This window comes from Gordonia sp. SMJS1 (assembly GCF_029866425.1).
GTDB classification, from domain to species: Bacteria; Actinomycetota; Actinomycetes; order Mycobacteriales; family Mycobacteriaceae; genus Gordonia; species Gordonia hongkongensis.
The window spans coordinates 1,894,505-1,908,501 of sequence record NZ_CP123381.1; the positions used below are offsets into that span (position 1 = coordinate 1,894,505).

General features: G+C 65.5%; 14 protein-coding genes and 1 pseudogene. 7 read left to right on the forward strand and 8 right to left on the reverse strand.

Features of this window, described 5'->3' with window-relative positions:
* Positions 1–128: 128 nt before the first annotated feature.
* From QAD21_RS08655 to QAD21_RS08665, 3 genes are read left to right on the forward strand one after another with little or no spacing between them, the layout of a single operon-like run.
* A complete protein-coding gene (locus tag QAD21_RS08655; protein ID WP_055475076.1) occupies positions 129–1,583 on the forward strand; it encodes an MFS transporter in 1,455 nt (484 codons plus the stop codon).
* A 39-nt stretch (positions 1,584–1,622) separates the two neighbouring features.
* Positions 1,623–2,795 (forward strand): flavin reductase family protein, encoded by a 1,173-nt coding sequence (locus tag QAD21_RS08660; RefSeq protein WP_055475118.1) that lies wholly within the window; start codon positions 1,623–1,625, stop codon positions 2,793–2,795.
* Positions 2,792–3,349 (forward strand): nuclear transport factor 2 family protein, encoded by a 558-nt coding sequence (locus tag QAD21_RS08665; protein WP_055475075.1) that lies wholly within the window; start codon positions 2,792–2,794, stop codon positions 3,347–3,349. Before QAD21_RS08660 ends, QAD21_RS08665 begins: the two co-directional genes overlap by 4 nt.
* A gap of 22 nt (positions 3,350–3,371) precedes the next feature.
* Here the strand turns inward: QAD21_RS08665 and QAD21_RS08670 are convergent, their stop codons facing one another.
* On the reverse strand, positions 3,372–3,734 hold the full coding sequence (locus tag QAD21_RS08670) for a DoxX family protein (protein WP_055475074.1): 363 nt from the start codon (positions 3,732–3,734) through the stop codon (positions 3,372–3,374).
* Positions 3,735–3,889: 155 nt separating this feature from the next.
* On the opposite strand from QAD21_RS08670, the gene QAD21_RS08675 reads away from it, so the two are divergent.
* Positions 3,890–4,744 carry a sigma-70 family RNA polymerase sigma factor gene (locus QAD21_RS08675; protein WP_055475073.1) on the forward strand — a complete coding sequence of 285 codons (855 nt, stop codon included), beginning with the start codon at positions 3,890–3,892 and terminating at the stop codon, positions 4,742–4,744.
* Positions 4,745–4,783: 39 nt separating this feature from the next.
* On the opposite strand, the gene QAD21_RS08680 is transcribed toward QAD21_RS08675, so the two are convergent.
* On the reverse strand, positions 4,784–4,954 hold the full coding sequence (locus QAD21_RS08680) for a hypothetical protein (protein WP_223258865.1): 171 nt from the start codon (positions 4,952–4,954) through the stop codon (positions 4,784–4,786).
* Positions 4,955–5,124: 170 nt separating this feature from the next.
* Here QAD21_RS08680 and QAD21_RS08685 point away from each other — a divergent pair, with 170 nt between their 5' ends.
* Complete coding sequence (locus QAD21_RS08685) at positions 5,125–6,519, forward strand: recombinase family protein (protein WP_055475072.1); 1,395 nt, start codon at positions 5,125–5,127, stop codon at positions 6,517–6,519.
* A gap of 31 nt (positions 6,520–6,550) precedes the next feature.
* Here QAD21_RS08685 and QAD21_RS08690 read toward each other — a convergent pair whose 3' ends face one another.
* The 6 genes and pseudogenes from QAD21_RS08690 to QAD21_RS08715 all read right to left on the reverse strand — a co-directional run bounded on the left by QAD21_RS08690 (position 6,551) and on the right by QAD21_RS08715 (position 11,475).
* Positions 6,551–6,994 carry a hypothetical protein gene (locus tag QAD21_RS08690; RefSeq protein ID WP_137809918.1) on the reverse strand — a complete coding sequence of 148 codons (444 nt, stop codon included), beginning with the start codon at positions 6,992–6,994 and terminating at the stop codon, positions 6,551–6,553.
* A gap of 243 nt (positions 6,995–7,237) precedes the next feature.
* The gene (locus QAD21_RS08695) at positions 7,238–8,092 is read right to left on the reverse strand and encodes a hypothetical protein (protein WP_055475070.1); all 855 of its coding nucleotides are present in this window, start codon (positions 8,090–8,092) and stop codon (positions 7,238–7,240) included.
* Positions 8,093–8,121: 29 nt separating this feature from the next.
* The gene (locus tag QAD21_RS08700; protein WP_156354182.1) at positions 8,122–8,283 is read right to left on the reverse strand and encodes a hypothetical protein; all 162 of its coding nucleotides are present in this window, start codon (positions 8,281–8,283) and stop codon (positions 8,122–8,124) included.
* Positions 8,280–9,533 carry a replication initiator gene (locus QAD21_RS08705; RefSeq protein WP_055475068.1) on the reverse strand — a complete coding sequence of 418 codons (1,254 nt, stop codon included), beginning with the start codon at positions 9,531–9,533 and terminating at the stop codon, positions 8,280–8,282. Before QAD21_RS08705 ends, QAD21_RS08700 begins: the two co-directional genes overlap by 4 nt.
* Positions 9,534–9,841: 308 nt before the next feature.
* Positions 9,842–11,020 (reverse strand): annotated as a pseudogene (locus QAD21_RS08710) (FtsK/SpoIIIE domain-containing protein); the annotation flags it as partial.
* 128 nt (positions 11,021–11,148) lie between these two features.
* Positions 11,149–11,475 carry a hypothetical protein gene (locus tag QAD21_RS08715; protein WP_055475117.1) on the reverse strand — a complete coding sequence of 109 codons (327 nt, stop codon included), beginning with the start codon at positions 11,473–11,475 and terminating at the stop codon, positions 11,149–11,151.
* Between the two features lie 158 nt (positions 11,476–11,633).
* Between QAD21_RS08715 and QAD21_RS08720 the strand changes: the two genes are divergently transcribed.
* Both QAD21_RS08720 and QAD21_RS08725 read left to right on the forward strand, forming a co-directional pair.
* Positions 11,634–12,845: a helix-turn-helix transcriptional regulator gene (locus QAD21_RS08720; RefSeq protein WP_055475066.1), complete on the forward strand. Its 1,212-nt coding sequence runs from the start codon at positions 11,634–11,636 to the stop codon at positions 12,843–12,845.
* Positions 12,842–13,552, forward strand: coding sequence for a creatininase family protein (locus tag QAD21_RS08725; RefSeq protein WP_055475065.1), 711 nt, complete (start codon positions 12,842–12,844; stop codon positions 13,550–13,552). Before QAD21_RS08720 ends, QAD21_RS08725 begins: the two co-directional genes overlap by 4 nt.
* The last annotated feature ends 445 nt before the right edge of the window (positions 13,553–13,997 follow it).

The window sequence follows — 13,997 nt, forward strand, 5'->3', positions numbered from 1 at the left end:
TGCCCTGTCGCGCATCGCGGCGACAGTAAAGATTTCCCTCGTATCCCCGTAGGGACGGGTGGCCATAACGTCGTTGCCAGCCCCCGACAGCCCGGCGTCTTCGCACCCTGCCAGTCCAAGGAAACCCAATGAGCCTCAGAGAACCCGCGGTGACGACGCCGTCGTCGCCGACCGCCCCCGATCGACGAATCGACTTCGGCCGCATGTCGAGACGGGCCTGGATCGTCACCGGCATGCTCGTGCTGTTCCAGATCATCGCCTTCGCCGACAAGGCGGTGCTCGGCCTGGTCTCGGCCGACGCGATGCCCGAACTCGGCTTGACCGCAACCGAATTCGGATTCATCGGCAGTGCCTTCTTCTTCCTGTACGCGATCGTCTCGGTCGTCACCGGGTTCCTGGCGTCGAAGATCTCGGTGAAGTGGATCCTGTTCGCGATGGGCGTCACCTGGGCGGTGCTGCAATTCCCGATGCTGCTCGGCGGCGGCGCCGCCATCCTGCTGGTGACGCGGATCATCCTCGGCGGCGCCGAGGGTCCCGCGACGGCCATGTCGCTCACCTCCGCGCACACCTGGTTCTCGCCCACACGTCGTGCGCTGCCGTCGAACCTGATCGCCGCCGGCTCCACGCTGGGTCCTGTCTTCGCGGCGCCGCTGCTGGCCTGGGTCATCGCCGTATGGGGTTGGCGCTGGGCGTTCGGTGTTCTGGGCATCATCGGCCTGGTGTGGGTGATCGCCTGGTGGGCGATCGGCGCGGACGGTCCCTACCGTCCCAAGAAGGCCTCGTCGCCGGACGAGCCGGCACTCGACACCGACGAGACGGTTGCCGATGCGAAGGAGGTCGCGACCTCCGCGGTCGACGAGCAGAAGCCGGTCAAGATCTGGCGTGCGCTGCTGAGCCTGGCGTTCATCTCCGCCGTGATCGGCGGGGCGTCGAACTTCTGGGTGCAGGGCTTCCTGACGACCTGGCTGCCCCAGTACCTGGGCACCGTGGTCGGGCTGTCGCTCGGTGAGGTCGGTGCGGTGACCACCGTGCCGTGGGTGGTCGGCGCGCTCGTCCTGCTCGGACTGGGTGCGCTCGGGCACCGGATGCTGCACCGGGGGAGTTCGGCACATCGGGCGATCGCCGTCCCGTTCGGCTGCGCCGCGGTCCTGGCCGGGTTGTGCTTCATCGCCATCCAGGCGTCGTCCGGGATCACTGCGGTTGCACTGCTGTGCCTCGCCGGTGGATGCAGCCTGGCGTTCCCGATGACCGCCACCGCGATCGGTTACGCGGTCGGCGCTCGGCAGCGACCGATCCTCATGGCCACCCTCGGAGGCGTGGCGTCGTTCGGCGCGGTCATCTCGCCGATCCTGGTCGGCTGGCTCATGACCGACGCGGGGTATGTGTCGCCGCCGAAGGGTGAGAAGCCCAGCGCGGAGATGGCCGACAACATGGCGGCCGGCGTGCACCAGGCGTTCACGATCACCGGCATCGTCCTGCTGATCGGCGGCGCACTGTGCATCGCCTTCCTCCGGCCGGAGCGACTCGGTGCCATTCTGCAGAAGCGTTACGTCAAGGAGCCGGTCGAGGCCCGGACCGCCTGAGTGCCCGACCACCGCGACGATTCGATCCCAGGAGAAGACATGTCCGACAACGTGATCAGTGCCATCGACCCAGGCATCTTCCGAAATGTGATGGGGCACTATCCCACCGGCGTGGTCGTGGTGACGGGACGAGGTGACGACGGCTCCGTGCTGGCCATGGTCGTCGGGACTTTCAGTTCGGTGTCGATGGACCCGCCGTTGGTGTCCTTCATGCCGATGAAGACCTCGCGCACCTTCGAGAAGATGCGGGCCTGCGAGTCGTTGTGCATCAACATCCTCGGCGGTGAACAGGAGGACGTCGTCCTCACCATCGCGCAGCGTTGGAAGGACAAGCTCGCGGGCATCGACTGGTTCCCTTCGCCGTCGGGCGATCCGGTTCTCGCGGATTCGGTGGCCTGGATCGACACCCGCATCAGCAACGTCGTCGAAGCGGGCGATCACTGGATAACGCTCTGTGAGGTGCGGGATCTGGCCGTGACCAACCCGGTGTCGCCGCTGATCTTCTTCCAGGGTGGCTACGGCAGCTTCGTGTCGACGTCGCTGATGGCCCGAATGGACCACGAGATCCTGCCGACGATCCACGCCGCGCACGCGGCGCGCCCGCAGGTGGAGGCATTGGCGACGTCCGTCGGCTGCGAGGTGTCGGTCCTCACCGCGGTCAGCCGCGACGAGATGGCCGTCGTGTTGTCGGCCACCGCGCCGGGCGTCGACCGTGAGGAAGGCCTCGCGTACCGCATCCCGATGGTGCCGCCCATCGGGGACACGTACGTGTTCGACCAGGACGACGAGACCCGGGAGCGGTGGCTGGCGAAGCTCCGGCATGCCGACGATGATGTGCGACAGGTACATCGCGACCGTCTCGACTTCGTGCGGCGGCACGGTTACCTGGTGTCCTTTCTGCCCGATGCCTCGTCGACTGCGTACGAGGAGATGCGAGAGGCGACGAAATCCTATGAGCGAGGGCGGTTGACGCCTTCGCAGGAACGCGAGATCTGCGAGTCCATCGGGAAGTCGGCCGTCGACTATCGCCTCCGCGAGGTGCGACCCGATCAGACCTACGACGTCGGTTCCGTCGTCCTGCCGATCCGGGACGCACGCGGCGGATACTCGATGACGCTCCGGTTGTCGCAGTTGCCGCTGGGCGTGAACGGCTCTGAGGTCGAGGCCTGGATCTCGGAGGCGCGTGCGGTGGTCGAGGTGCTTGGCCGATGAGCGACGACGATGCCAGGATCTCGGCGCTCGTCGCGCGGGTCGAGACCCTGGAGGCCGAAGCCGAGATCCGGCGAATCCAGGCTCGATACATGTTCCTCTGCGACACCCCGTGTCCCGAACCCGGTCTCGCGGATGACGCCGAGCGCATCGAGCGCATCCTTGACCTCTACACCGACGACGCGGTGTGGGAGGGCGTCGGCGAGTACTACGACGGACAGTTCGGGCGTGCCGAGGGCAAGCAGGCGATCCGCGAACACTTCCAGCGCTTCTGGAGTGAGAAGCGGGACCCGGCACTGGTGCTCAACGCGCACTACCTGACGTCGGAGCAGATCCATGTCGACGGCGATGACGCCGAGGGACAGTGGATTCACATGCAGCCGTGGCTCTTCGGCGACGGCTCGGCCCTGCTGCGGTCGAGCCGGCTGAACAACGCCTTCCGGAGGGATGAGGGCCGGTGGCGGATCACCCGCACCCGCACCGAGAACGTCTTCATCGCCCCGCTTCCCGACGGATTCGCCGAGAGCTACCCCTCGGCGTCGGTGTTGATGGGCTGAGGCGTTCGACGCCGGTGACGGGTCACGCGCCTGTGGTCAGTCGGATCATGTAGACCGTTGCCGCCACGCCGAGGAGCAGGAAGGCGCCCGGGAACGCGATGTTGTAGAAGATGCGGGCCCGCACATGGGCGATGACCGCGCCGACGAAGAACAGAGTGAGCCCGGTTCCGGCGGCGACGCCGATCCAGGGTTCGATCGTCAACCCGAGGACGAGCCCTGCTGCTCCGGCGGCCTTGAGTGTCGCGAGGTGGGGCAGGAACCGAGGTGGGACGTGGACCTCGGCCGAATTGTCCAGCACGAACTCGGCCCGGGCGAAGTCGGCGATGGCGATACCGGCATTGGCCACGATGCATATGATCGTGGCGACGAACAGGGGAATGGTCATCGCCGGGGGCCCTTCGCTGGTCGGGTTCCGCCGCGCGGTGGCCGGGTCGGTACGGTCGACATGTGTCCTCCTCTGAGGTGGGTTGTCGGATGGACGATGTGAGTGTGGTGCTCTCATCCGTACCGACGTCCTGCCCCACGAGAAGGTGACACCCGGTGGTACCGACCTCAGAGTTCGAAGATCTACGACCGCAGCTGACAACCATGGCGTTCCGGATGCTCGGCTCGATCCACGACGCCGAGGACGCCGTGCAGAGCACGTGGCTCAACTCGCTGCGTGTCGACGGCACCGAGATCCGCAACCCTGCCGCATGGTTGACGACAACACTCACCCGGGTGTGTCTCGATCAGTTGCGCGCCCGCGGCAGACGACAGGAAGATCCGCTGTTCGCCGACGCTCTCCCCGCGGAGGCTGTCGCGGCCGACGAGCTCTACCTGCAACGCGAGAACGTGTCGCGCGCGCTGATGGTGGTCCTCGATCGGTTGACGCCTTCGCAACGCGTGGCCTATGTGCTGCATGACCTCTTTGCGGTGCCGTTCGGCGAGGTCGCAACGATCCTCGACACCAGTGTGGACGGTGCGAAGAAGCATGCGAGCCGGGCACGCGGCCGGATCGCGTCTTCGCGGTTGAACTCCGAGCTGGACCCTGAACTGCCGTCGGGTGATGCGTCCCTGGTCGTCGACGCCTTTCTGGCCGCGGCGCGCGGCGGCAGTCTTGATGCGATGGTCGCGCTGTTGGCCGAGGATTGCATCCGTGTCGCCGACCGGTCACTGGTACCGCCGGACACACCGACCGTGGTCCGGGGCGCCCGGGCGGTCGCGGAGGAGACCCGATTCTTCGCCGACCGTATCCGGGCAAGCACGCCGATGTGGCTGGGAGGTCGGATGGTTCATGTGATCGCACCGGGCGGTCACCCGCTCGCCGTCATCGATGTTGTTGTGGTCGACGGCCGCGTCGCGAGAGTCGACATCCGTCGCATGACATTTGCCACCGTGTCAGAGTGGTCCTGACCGGCGATATGGGGAGCTGCTCCGTCCGGAGCGGAATCTCTAGAACGGTGGCGGGTTGGCGTCGTTCCAGCGCTTCTCGGCGCGTTGGTGGCGCCGGAAGTCGTTGTCGCGCTGCGTGTCGAGTCTGTCGCGGGCGGGATGATCGGGTGACCGTCTGGGGAAGAGCTTGTTGAACAGGTCGCGTCCGCTGAAGGCGTTGCCGACGAACATGTGCCCGGTGGGTGTGGTGAACCAGGCGGTGCGGGACTCGTCTTGGTGGTCCTGCCAGCTGGTGAAGGTCTTGATGCGGTGATGGAACCGGCACAGCGGTTTGAGGTTGCTAGCTAGTCGCTAAACTAACCTCTGTGAGGAGTTCGAAAACTCGGGTCCAGTCAGCGGCAGTGTACGCCCGAGTCTCGGCCGATCAGGAGGGGAAAGGCCTTGGCGTACAACGACAATTGGAAGACTGTCGGAAGTTGGCGGCAGGACGTGGCTGGACTATTGGTCGTGAATACGTCGACAACGACGTGTCCGCGTACTCGGGGAAAATGCGGCCGGCCTACCGGCAGATGGTTGACGATCTGGCGAATGGGTCGCGCGATGCGGTGATCGTTTACAACTTGGATCGGCTCCATCGCCGGCCGGTCGAGCTCGAAGAGTTCGTCACATTGTGTGAACAGGTCGGGGTGCGCGAGGTTGCGACGGTGACCGCCGACATCGATCTTGGCAATGACGATGGCTTGTTCATGGCGCGGATCTTCGCTGCGTTTGCGGCGAAGGAATCGGGTCGCCGGTCTGCCCGGATCAAGCGCAAGGCACTGGCGAATGCGGAGGCGGGACTACCGCACGGAACGGCGCAGCGCGCATTCGGGTACGAGCAGGGAAATCTGGTGCTGCGTGAGTCCGAAGCGGCGGTGGTACGGGATCTGGTGGCCCGGACGATCGCCGGGGAGTCGATGCGGTCGCTGGCGCAGTGGCTCAATGATCAGCAGATCCCGACCGTCAGTGGCAAGCCGTGGGTTACCTCGACACTGCGGACGTTGGTGCGTTCGGGTCGAATCGCAGGTTTGCGTGAGTTGCATGGTGAGGTGATCGCGCCGGGGGTGTGGGAGCCGATCATCACTCCTGCCGAGCGGGATCAGGTGTTGGCGGTGTTCGCGGCGAAAGCGCGGGCGAACAAGCGGGTGCCGCGCCGTTATGTGTTCTCGGGGATGCTGCGGTGCGGCCGCTGCGGGCACATGCTGTACTCGGTAGCGCGCATTGAGACGAAAGCCGAGAAGCGAGTACGCCGGTATGTGTGCAATTCCGGTCCGGATTTCGGTGGCTGCGGTCGGCTGACGGTCGTTGCGGTTCCGGTCGAGGAGTTGTTGGTGGACGCGGTGCTGACCCGGCTCGATTCGCCGGGGCTGCGGAAAGCGTTGGCCGGCAAGGCTGCCCAGAGCCCGGACACCGCACAGTTGACTGCGCAGGCCACGGCCGACACGGCCAAGCTTGATGAGTTGGCCGGGCTGTATGCGGATGGGGCGATCACCGCACGTGAGTGGATGGCAGCTCGCAACCCGATCGAGGAGCGAATTCGTCGCGTGCAGAAGGACATTGCGGCTATATCGTCCGACGGTGCGTTGTATGAGCTTGCCGGGACTGGACAGTCACTCCGGGAGGGTTGGGAGATCCTGTCGATAGACCGGCAACACGCCATCATCAAAACGGTCCTCGATCACGCGGTCATCGCGCCGGGCACCAAAGGCGCCCGAACACTGGACATCAACCGTGTCCAGCCGCAGTGGCGGGTATGACCGATCAATTGGGCCATTCGGCGGTGGCCGGTCAGATGCGCTGCGTGTCGCGGACGGCGGCGGTGATTTCCTCGCGGATCAGCAGGCGCAGCCGCTGATCATCGGCATGTTGGCGTTGTTCGTCTCCGCACGGTTTGAATCCTGCCGCATAGCTCAATGCGAGGACCATCACGGCGAGAAGCAGTGACGTGGATTCGCTGCTAGCGTCGTGGCTGGAAAAGTCGGTCGCCACCGCGGTGAACCATGCTGCTCCGGCGAGAATCCATCCGACATAGGTCGCGATCGTCGGCCGCCACCGGGGCCGCAGCCAAGTAGCGGTGCCCATCACCGCAATGAACGCGGCGACCAGGGCCAGCGCTCCACTGCGGTCGACCTGCCTGAGCGGGCCTTCGACTGACCAGATGAGCGCGTCCAACGGGATGACCGCAATGAGAGTGATGCAGAAGATCGCCATGAATCGGCCATAGACAGTCATCGGTGCTCCTCACAATTTTCCGGGGTGTCCGCTTTCTGGGGTGTCCGCCGATCGTCGCAGGTGCCACCGACAACTCTGCTCTGCGGCGACGTGCAGGCGCCGCCAGTCGCTTCCGCGTCGTCCGGGATGAATACGTTGATGCGGAGCCGCAGTCAGGTCGCACACGAACGATCGGCGTGGTCGTTGCCGTGGAGGTGATCTGCGGCCGCCTGCTCGTTGCTGGTGTCTGTCAGCGCGGCCGGTTCACGCCGTTTGTGAGTATCCGCCGAGGGTATCGGCGCAGTCCGCGCAGAGTGTTCTGATCCCTTGTCCCGTGCTGCGCTGCCGGATCCCGCCGTGCCCGCAGCGTTCGCATGTGTTGCAGCTGGCGGTTTCGGCGGCTGCGACGAGGTCGTCCATCCGCTGCTCATTCGTGGCGGGCAGGCCCGGCGAGGTGGCGAAGTAATATCGCAGTGCGCCGAACTTTTCCTTCACCTGGTGCACTTCGTAGCCGGGGTCGATGGCGGCGAGTTGGCGGTCCAGCTGGCAGATCAGCCGATACCAGCCCGCGTCGCAGGAGATCCACCGGCCCCAACCGTCGGGGATGCGGCACAGTATCGCCGTCAACGCCTCCCGGTAGGGCCCGGCATCGTCCGGAATGTGTAGCTTGTCGCCGGTGTGTTCCGGATCGATCTTTGTCAGCGACTGCCAGAGGGCGGCAGCCGCGGCCTGGCGCTCGTTCGTATCGCCGCCCGTATAGGCAGAGCGCATATCCGCGCCGGCGGCGAATGCGGCGCGGTACCGTGCGGCCTCAGTGGCCGACAGCTCTTCTGGCACATAGCCAGTGTGGCACCAGCTGCTGATCGCCGCCATCCAGTTTTCGTCGGTCAAACAGGCCGCCCGGGCGATCGCCTGATTCGGCCAGCTCGCCAGTGCGATGGAGTATCCGACAACCTGGTATACGCTGTGCAGTCCCTGCCCGATCCTCGTGCCGATCGACGAATGTTGGGTGAAATCGCCACGGACAAAACCGTTTTGGTGTTCGCGTGGCAGATATTGATGCGCGTACCGGTGATTGGTTGTCGGCGGCGCATGGTGCTGCCGCGACGCCGCGAGCATCGTCTTGCCCTCTGCGGTCGTTGGTTACCTCAGGTTTTGAGAAGTACGGCGATCTGGTTGACGATGGCGGGGTCGGTGATGGTGACAGGAACGCCTTGCTGCTTGCAAGAATCGGTCAACCATTTCCGAAACACGCTCTCGTCCAGTCGGTGTGACTGAGTGTGGACAGGTCGGTCCAGCGCTGCGATCATGGCGGACCACCCGCTGGCCATGCGTGTTCGCGCCTTGCCCAGAGTTGCTCCATGTGGCGATGGGCGGCGGCGAGGGTGAGTTGATAGTCGCCGTGGGTGAAATGTCCTGCGCCGGCGAATTCCCAAGGTTCGCAATCACTCTCACCCTGGTTGTCACCGTGACCGTCGGCGTTGTCAGCGGTGCCGTGTTGCTGGCGCCAGACGGCGCGGATCTGGCGCAGGTGCCCGAGGGTGGTCGAGTAGTGGCGGGATTTGGTGGTGACGTGTCCGCGATAGCCCAGTGTGTGGAGCCAACGGACCATCGCCGCGTACTCATCGGGTTGTTGGTCAGCGAGGTCGCGCAGGGTGTGCCATATCTGCAGGACATGACGGCTGACCTGGACAGCGATGGTCGGGTCATCGATCGCGGCGGGGCTGATCGGCCGCGGACTGATCCCGGCATCAGTGACGGATTTGGTGACGTATTTGGCGAGGTAGCCGGCGATCTTGCGTCGCTGCCGCTCCGGGATCGAGGCGTCGAGGGGGCGGGCATCGATTTGGGGCCCGAACCGTAGCTCCCGCACACCATCCGGCATCGATGTGTCAGGGACTGGGAGGACGATGCTGCGGACGGCTTCGGCGGCGAGTGCGGCGAGGTCGCTGCTGCTGACCGGAAAATCGATTGCGCCGCATTGCTTTCCGGTGGTGTCGGGGTGGTCGAGGCGAACGACCGCGTGGTAGTGCGGGATGAGCCGGGTCTGGTTTTCGTGCACTTTCAGGAATGACAGCCGCACAGCATCTTTCGCCAACCCCAACGCCTTCAGCTGGGCGGCAAGCAGTCGTCGCAGTCGCATGGTGAACCGCTGCCACAAGCTGGGCGCCCACCAGGTGAACAGCACATGCCCGCGATAGTCGTAGGTGTCGGGCCGGCGGGGCTGACCGGCATGGGTGCGGTGCGCGGTCGGATACACCGCCCCGAACGACGGCGCAGTCAAGGTCAGGAACACCTGCGGATGCTGCGTGACGGTGTCGGGGATGTTGTGGTGCCCACCGAGAATGCCGGCGTGCACCAGCTGCCAGGTATCCCCGGCATACAACCGCGAGCAGGAGATACAGACCGCGGCACGGCGATTCCCGCACCGCATGCTGAGCCTGTCGGCGGCGACGACACCGTGGCGCCGCTGCAGGTGGATCGGGTGCAGGCAGTAACCGGTCGCCCGTACCCTCGCTGCCCACCGCGGGTAGTGCTGGCCGCCGGCGCGGCGCAGCATCTCCCGGACGGTGGCGGCATCCAAGTCTGCTGCGGGTGTGGGCAGCAGCGTGGGTGGCGGGTTGGACGACACGATATCGGCCTTTCCCTACTTCTGGCCGTGGTCGGGGTGGCCGTAGCGGCGGACGAGGGCCGCGACGTCGTTGTCGGTGTAGTGGAAGGCGCGCACGAGGATGGGTGCGGCCGCGCGTCGACGGCGAGGTACCCGACCCCGGGCAGATCATCCGGGATCTGATTGGCGGCACCCCCACGGTCGATGGCGCCGGGACCGAGGATCATGGTGGTTTGGGTGGGTTCGGCCATCCGCAACGCCAGCCGTGCCGGGAACAGCTGCCGCATCGGCACAATCTCCTTAGACGGATCTTGCACGGCGGCAACCACACTGACCCCGACCGCGCGCCCTTGTGTGAGCAGCAGCCCGAGGTGCTTGTCGATGGCGGTTTTGGTGGTGCGGTCGGTGAACGCGGTCAGCGCCGCCAACTCATCGATGATGAGGATGATCAGCGGGTCTGCCGGTGTTGGGGTGTGCAGCCGAGTGACCCCACGCAGCCGCTCCGCCCGCTCGGTCATCAGCGCGGCGGCGTCCGCGAGCATGTCGGCGATCGTGTCGGGGGTGTAGGCGAACCGCGCGAACAGCGGTGCCCCGGCACCGAATTCCATGCCGCCCTTCGGGTCGGCGACCCAGAGCTGCACGTCGCCGGTAGCGGTCAGGGGTGCGATGGCACCGATCAACGACCACAACACGGAGCCTTTGCCGGAGCCGGTGACCCCGCCGATCAGCAGATGGGTGCCCAGGATCGGCAACCGCCACGGAGACCCGTCGTCGCGCTGCCCGAGTTGCAGTGTCCACCGCCGCGACCCACCACGACTGACCGACCCCGAGCCAGTCGGGGTCGGCGTGATGGGTTCTGCGAGCGGCTGAGCGCGGCGCACGGCCAGCTCGATGACCGCGGGCCCCGGACGGGTCACTGTGACGCTGTCGGCAGCGAAGGCGTCAGCGAGTGCGTCTGCGGCTTTGTTGAAGTCGGTAACGGTTTGGCCGCGTAGCGGGTGCACTGTGAGTACATCATCGGTCGCGGCGAACTGCACCCGCAGCAGTTTCGGCACGAGAACCTGATCACTGCGGGTGCGCGATAGCCCGCAGTCGGTGCAGACCGCGGTCCACGACCGGTAGCGCCGCCACACCAGATGATGGAACCGGATGCGGTCAATGGTGTAGCGCCGCAACGATATCGGCGAGTACACCGACCACGCGATGACGGCGGCACCCGTGGCGATGGCCGCGATGATGGTCCACACGGCTCCGGTCCGCCAATAGATGACGCCGAGGCCGATCGCCGGAACGGATACGACGGGTAGCCGCCACGCCCACACCAGGATGAAGCGGGCCAGACGCCATAGCCCGGTGGCGATCGATCCGGCGATCTCGTCGGCGGTGGTATCGGGTTTGCCGCCTTTGTTCGGCGTCGGCGAGGGCGTGTCGTTCATGAGTGGAATCCTTTGGAGTGCAAGAGAGTGTCAACTTGGGGATGGCTGAGTTTGATGGCCGGTCGGTAACGACTCGGCGGGCCGGCGGGCCAGGGCGATCACTCGCGGGATCGTCCTGGCCGAGCGGGTTACTTCTGCCGCCCCGCGGTAGCGGTGTCGGCAGGGACGATCGAGTCGGCGCGGAACGCGACACCCGAGCGGTCGCCCTGACTCCATGGAATCGCTACCAGCCCGGTGACGGTCACCTGCTGCGTGACAGTCAGTTTCGGGTCACCGGCCACGGTCACGGTGATGATCTCGCCGCCGGACTCGTCCAGGGCGAGCAGCTGCACGCCGTACTGGGCCAGACCCGTGACCGGGTCGAGTTTGGCGCCGCCGGTGTCGAAATTCGTCTTCGGCTCCGGCTCTTTGGTGACGAGGTGCCGCGTGGTTGCGGTATCGATCTTCAAACGCATGATGTTCCTGCCTTCTGTGCTGGTGGCCGCGTGTTCGGCCACCTGTTCAGCACAGCCGTCGCCGGCGCCGCAGAAAATTGACAGGGGTTAGCAGGGGTCAACATTCGGACACGCGATGACACCATCGACCGCTGGTGATCGGGCACAATCGGAAAGCGATGACAGCGCCGCTTCCGAATCTGCAGCCGATGACGCCGGGTCAGGCGATTCGCGCTGCACGCGCCCGGCGTAAGTGGTCGCAGAAGACGCTGGCACGGCATATCGCCAGGGTCAGCGAAGACCGGGGACTGATCGCCGACGTCGAATCGTACAAATCGCAGATTTCGCGGTGGGAGAATGATGTTGTCAATCCGTCGCCGGCGACACGAGAGATGCTGGCGGAAGTGTTCGAAACTAGCGTCGAGGAATTGTTCGGCCTCCCCACCGATTCACAGCTGCCGCGGCCACTAATCCTGGAAGCGCGTGTCACCCCAGAAACACTGGCGTTGTTGGAGGATCGGCGGTCGGTGACGGTGCGTACCGAACACACCTTCGGCCCGTACTGGGCCATTCGCCAGCTCAGCGACGATGTGGCGATGGCGCTCGACTTCCTGAAAATCGCCCCAGAGCAGCACCGTTCAACGTTGATCCATTTGGTTGCCCGGCTGATGGAGCTGCAGGGTTGGACCCTGCAGGAATCCGGGCACACCACCGAGGCGGTCATGAGGACCGATCAGGCCAAGATGTACGCCGAAATGTCCGGCGACCCTGCGCTGCACGCGATGGTCACGATGCGTCTGTCGAACACATTGACCGTAAGCAATCCGCAGCTGGCGGGCATGTACGCACAGAAGGCCCATGACCTCGCGGCACGCGAGGCCGAATCCCGTCTACATGCCATCCTCGCCCGCCAGTCAGCGCTCGCTGCCGCACACATGGGTGATCAGCATGCCGTCGCCGACCACCAAGCCCGCGCGGATGATTATGTCGACGCGACACCACACAAGCTGGTCGGCTACGTCGACCGGTCCTATATCGACAGCGAGATGGCATACGCCCATCTGCTCCTCGGGGACGCGGCCACCGCGATGACACTGCTGGCCGACCATGTCGCGCAATGGCGCAATCCCGGTCAAGCACGCGACCACGCCGTCGCCCGGGCACGCTATCTACATGCGCTCTGCCTCGCCGGGGACTACACCGGTGCCCACACTGAATACGAGACAACGCTGGCCGCCTACAGTGGTGCGCCATCAGCACGGGCCCGCAACTCCCTGCGCGGCGTCCTCGCGACTGCGGCGATCGCCCGGCCTGGTTCATGCCAAACCTCGATCGCCACAGCCATCCGGCGACATATCACCACCGTTTTGAGCGAAGGAGCCGCCACATGACCGTTTTGCCAACCACCACCAGCACCGACGACGCTGCCCGCGCTGCGATCGCAGTGCTCCCGGTCGGCGCGCTCGAACAACACGGCCCACATCTGCCACTGGTCACCGACACTCTCATCGCCACCGCCATCGCGGAAGCGGTCTGCCTGCGCCACAACCTCTTTCAGTTACCGCCGATCACCTTCTCCTGCTCACACGAGCACATCGCGTTTCCCGGTACCGTCAGTCTTAGCGCAGCGACCCTTACAGCGGTGATCGCCGACATCACCGCATCACTTAACGCCCAGGGAATCAGCCGCCTGCTGATCGTCAATGCACACGGCGGCAACTACGTGCTGTCCAACATCGTTCAGCAAGCCACCACCAGCGCGCCCACGACCGCGCTTTACCCCAGCCGCGACGACTGGGATCAAGCACGCACAGCAGCAGAGATGATCACGAACAGCCACGACGACATGCACGCCGGCGAACTCGAAACATCCATCCTGCTCGCCACCACACCCCAGTACCTGCGCGACGGCTGGCAGAACGATGATCACGAGGTGTCCGACCGGCGCCACCTCGCAACCCTCGGCATGCACGCCTACTCCAACTCCGGCGTCATCGGGCGCCCCTCGGCAGCAACCGCGGACAAAGGAACCGCCGCGCTCGACTACCTAGCGTCCAACTCCGACCACATCATCAGCATCCTTAACCAGAGTTCCTAACAGCGGCTCCGCCTCCGCTCGTTCTGCTCCCGTCCGCTGCGCTCCCGTCCGCGCCACTCGCTCCCGCTACGCCCGCCGTGCGGCCGCCCCGACCCCTATCCACGTGGAGACCACCAAGTCAGCGGCGTGTTCAAACTTTCTCTACTGCTATCAAGGCGCGCTTCGCGCGCGGTGCCGGCGCCGGGGCTCCGACTTCGTCTCGCCCCGGGCCGACACCAGCCACATAGGTCCGGATCCATCGGCGTCGAAACCAGGTTGCCCTGCCCCGACCAAGTGATCCGTTACTCGCAGCGGAGACCGACCCGATTCGACACCATGTATTCGCCGCCAGCCAGCGTCAACGACGCTTCGCGTCCCAGCGGGATGACCACCGGCCACCATTGACCCCGGCTGCCGGCGAGTCAAGCAGCCAGATATCGGATCGACGGACATCGGTGATCGAGGA

Bases quoted from the DNA above. Each gene is read 5' to 3' on its own strand.
- QAD21_RS08660 (WP_055475118.1), top strand. From the start codon at position 1,623: ATGTCCGACAACGTGATCAGTGCCATCGACCCAGGCATCTTCCGAAAT.
- QAD21_RS08670 (WP_055475074.1), bottom strand. From the start codon at position 3,734: ATGACCATTCCCCTGTTCGTCGCCACGATCATATGCATCGTGGCCAAT.
- QAD21_RS08720 (WP_055475066.1), top strand. From the start codon at position 11,634: ATGACAGCGCCGCTTCCGAATCTGCAGCCGATGACGCCGGGTCAGGCG.
- QAD21_RS08725 (WP_055475065.1), top strand. From the start codon at position 12,842: ATGACCGTTTTGCCAACCACCACCAGCACCGACGACGCTGCCCGCGCT.
- QAD21_RS08705 (WP_055475068.1), bottom strand. From the start codon at position 9,533: ATGCTGCGCCGCGCCGGCGGCCAGCACTACCCGCGGTGGGCAGCGAGG.
- QAD21_RS08715 (WP_055475117.1), bottom strand. From the start codon at position 11,475: ATGCGTTTGAAGATCGATACCGCAACCACGCGGCACCTCGTCACCAAA.
- QAD21_RS08695 (WP_055475070.1), bottom strand. From the start codon at position 8,092: ATGCTCGCGGCGTCGCGGCAGCACCATGCGCCGCCGACAACCAATCAC.
- QAD21_RS08680 (WP_223258865.1), bottom strand. From the start codon at position 4,954: ATGTTCGTCGGCAACGCCTTCAGCGGACGCGACCTGTTCAACAAGCTC.
- QAD21_RS08700 (WP_156354182.1), bottom strand. From the start codon at position 8,283: ATGATCGCAGCGCTGGACCGACCTGTCCACACTCAGTCACACCGACTG.
- QAD21_RS08655 (WP_055475076.1), top strand. From the start codon at position 129: ATGAGCCTCAGAGAACCCGCGGTGACGACGCCGTCGTCGCCGACCGCC.
- QAD21_RS08690 (WP_137809918.1), bottom strand. From the start codon at position 6,994: ATGACTGTCTATGGCCGATTCATGGCGATCTTCTGCATCACTCTCATT.
- QAD21_RS08665 (WP_055475075.1), top strand. From the start codon at position 2,792: ATGAGCGACGACGATGCCAGGATCTCGGCGCTCGTCGCGCGGGTCGAG.